Source organism: Halomonas sp. 707B3, from assembly GCF_024158645.1.
Taxonomy (GTDB): domain Bacteria; phylum Pseudomonadota; class Gammaproteobacteria; order Pseudomonadales; family Halomonadaceae; genus Vreelandella; species Vreelandella lionensis.
Genome location: NZ_JAMZBE010000248.1, coordinates 1 through 2,701, shown reverse-complemented (window position 1 = coordinate 2,701; position 2,701 = coordinate 1). Strand labels below are relative to the sequence as shown.

Here is a 2,701-nt window from a genome sequence, read left to right as displayed (position 1 = left end):
CGCCGACACAGCACAAGTGATAACTTGTCACCGGTTGAGTATGAAAGGCGTTACTTTAAGAGCCTAACGGGTGTCTAGAATATCCGGGGCGATTCAGTTTTGCGAGTTTCTTAGATCTTTGGAAAGGTGTGGAGCATTCGAAAATTAACCAGAAAAAGCAGGCGGAGGAATAAAAGTGCCGCTGTTTTTAGCGTTATATCAGCGCTACCTCAAAGACCGCTCTTGGCCGAAACGAGAAATATTAATCATACAAATAAATAAAATCTGATAGTTCATGCGTGCAGTAAGTAAACAGAGCGCCTTGGCAAGGGCGCTCGCTGTTACAGAAGAGGTTTTTCGAATCAAACGGGTTCTAAGCTCTACCTGCCGCCCATACTCGCCCCGTGACCCGCTAACACTCGTACCATCATCCCGCCATTACCAGGGCCGGTCATAGACCGCCCCATGTCTGCGTCAGCTACACACCCTTGGAAAGCCCTGCCCCCAACGTGTCCTCTCATGGGTCATCTAGGTTGCTGTGTAGGTGGCATTAGCCAATTAGGGTTTTCAAATAAATCCTAATGCCCTAGTGGCTGATGATGAAAATACGTACCTCACCATAAAAACCCCATCCCTTTGAATGAGTAACGCTGTTTTTCTGGGTGAGAACCCTCGCAGTGAAGTAATGATGATTTTGAGGAGGTAAATAAATATTTCTCAACGTAACCTTGTGTAAGCAAGAGATGAGTAAGCTTTACCACGGATGGTGTGTCCGTCGCGGTATGACGATATACCCGTCGGCTTTAAAGATAGAAAGCAGCCGTCCGCTGGTGAAATTGATGGGCCGCAAAGTAACGTTTCGTTCAAAAAAATAAGTAGCAGTGCCCGATGGGGCCTGGGAGGGAACATGGCTGTCAAACTGAACCAACATGATCTGCAATTCATCCTGGATCAGATCAAAGTCGCGGAAGCGCATTCCGCGGGAACGCCGCTTGAGGAGCTTGTCGATAGTCCGCTTCTGCCCACGGGCCTGCGCACTGTTGATGGCAGCTACAACAACTTCGGGATCGGCCGCGAGCAGTGGGGGTCGTCGGGGCAGCCTTTCGTCCCCATTGCCGAGGGGTCATTTGGGCAGGGGAGCGGTGCACTGCCAGGTGGCTTCGGCTATCCCACTAACAACGATTACGGTGAAGCGGGTGACGTGGTTGATGTCGAACCGCGTTTGATCTCTAACCTGATCGTTGACCAAACGCTGGATAATCCGGCGGCAATCGCGACGGCACTCCAGCATGCGGGAATGAACGGCCAGGCGATGCTCAATGCCATGAGCTTGATCCGTGCGCAGCACGACCTCGTGCAGGTATTGGAGGGAGCGGGCATTGCGGAGGATAACCAGGTCCTCATTAGTGCCAAGAATAATCTCGACGCACTGCTCGCCTCGTACGGAGTTGAGATGGATGGCGTCACGGTTATGCTGCCGAACGTCTCCCCGGACGAGGGGCTCTCGGCTTCCTATAATTCCGTCTTCACGCTGTTCGGCCAGTTCTTCGACCACGGGCTTGATCTGGTGGCAAAAGGGGGCAACGGGACGGTCTACATGCCGCTGTCGCCGGACGACCCGCTGTACAACCCCAATAGTCCCACCAATTTTATGGTGATGACACGCGCCACCACCGATGATTCGGCGGGCAATGTCACTACACCGTGGGTGGACCAGAACCAGACCTACACCTCGCATCCCTCGCACCAAGTCTTCCTGCGCGAATACGCGATGGTCGATGGCCGCCCTATGGCGACGGGTAACCTGCTCGACGGCGACCGCGGCCTGCCGACCTGGGCTGACATCAAGGCTCAGGCGCGCACGTTGCTGGGTATTGAACTTACCGATAAAGATGTGGGGGCTGTGCCGCTGGTGGCGGTCGACCCCTACGGTGAGTTTATCCGTGGCGAGAATGGGCTCCCCCAACTGATCACCGGCTTCGACGGTGCGGGCAATCCCATCCTGACCGAGGGGAATTTGGCGGCACCAATTGACCCGTCTGTGGTCGGCGCGGCACGCACCGGTACGGCATTTCTGGACGACATCGCTCATGCCGCCGTCCCTGTGCTCGCTAATGGCGAACTGCAAGCGGATGATGATGCCGAGCCCGGCTACAGCGGCGAATTCGGCCCCCGCGGCGCTCAGACTGCCTATGATAACGAGCTGCTGGATGCGCACTATGTTACCGGCGACGGCCGTGGCAACGAGAACATCGGCCTGACCTCGATTCACCACATCTTCCACTCCGAACACAATCGCATTGCGGAGCAGGTGAAGGAGTTGGTGCTTGAGAGCGGGGACCTCGACTTCCTGAACCAGTGGCTGACCGGCCCCGACCTTGCCTCCTGGCCCAGTGCGGCCGAGATCGAGTTGCTGTCGTGGGACGGCGAGAGAATCTTCCAGGCAGCGCGCTTCACGACCGAAATGGAGTACCAGCATCTCGTCTTCGAGGAGTTCGCGCGGAAGATCCAGCCAGATATTGATGTCTTCATGGTGCAGCCCGACGCCGAGCTGAACCCGGTTATCTTTTCCGAGTTCGCGCACGTGGTCTACCGGTTCGGGCACTCGATGCTCAACGAGACGGTTGACCGCATCAACGCGGATGGCAGCCGTGATGACATGGATCTGTTCGATGCCTTCTTGAACCCACTGGCTCTCGGCTCGGACACTGTGAGCCATGAC

Annotated in this window: 2 protein-coding genes; one reads left to right on the top strand and one right to left on the bottom strand. The window is 55.9% G+C overall.

Annotated elements, in window-relative coordinates; genetic code table 11:
• Window positions 1-733 precede the first annotated feature (733 nt).
• Window positions 734-910: a hypothetical protein gene (locus BIS10_RS19100; protein WP_392567202.1), complete on the bottom strand. Its 177-nt coding sequence runs from the start codon at window positions 908-910 to the stop codon at window positions 734-736.
• On the opposite strand from BIS10_RS19100, the gene BIS10_RS18215 reads away from it, so the two are divergent.
• Window positions 887-2,701 (top strand): peroxidase family protein (locus BIS10_RS18215; RefSeq protein ID WP_253507518.1); only part of this gene is annotated, 1,815 nt, incomplete at its 3' end. The genes BIS10_RS19100 and BIS10_RS18215 overlap by 24 nt on opposite strands.

What these genes read in the sequence shown, in the direction of transcription:
- BIS10_RS19100 (WP_392567202.1), bottom strand. Translation starts at nt 910, where the DNA reads ATGTTGGTTCAGTTTGACAGCCATGTTCCCTCCCAGGCCCCATCGGGC.